Annotated in this window: 1 protein-coding gene; it reads right to left on the bottom strand. The window is 49.4% G+C overall.

The features are described from left to right. Positions 1 to 213 (bottom strand): RagB/SusD family nutrient uptake outer membrane protein (locus KK062_RS30110; protein ID WP_254088091.1); only part of this gene is annotated, 213 nt, incomplete at its 3' end. Positions 214 to 362: the final 149 nt, after the last annotated feature.

Consider the following 362-nt stretch of genomic DNA (forward strand, 5'->3'; position numbering starts at 1 on the left):
CGTGTTGATTAGATCGACAGCGTCCTGGTTGGCGATGTTTCCGTTCTTACGCATCAGCGCCTCTGCTTTTGCAAAATAGATCCAGGTAAGGCGGTATACGTTCCAATCTGTACTGTTGTAGAATGAACTACCATTCACAGGATCGACCGTGGGCGCTACACCCAGTTTGTATTTATTGAAACGAACACCACTGTTCTCTTCACCATTCAGCATGTTAGAGACTAGATCTTCAGGATCTGTTCCTGCAGTGGCGGCTTCTTTGTTTTTGCGAATGTTATCAACGAACCCGCGCGGTTTGCCCGACTATTCGGAACGGCCCTGGACAGGCCCGGACGTTGTCTGTCTCATATACACCACTGCCG

This window comes from Dawidia cretensis (assembly GCF_018598175.1).
GTDB classification, from domain to species: Bacteria; Bacteroidota; Bacteroidia; order Cytophagales; family Cyclobacteriaceae; genus Ohtaekwangia; species Ohtaekwangia cretensis.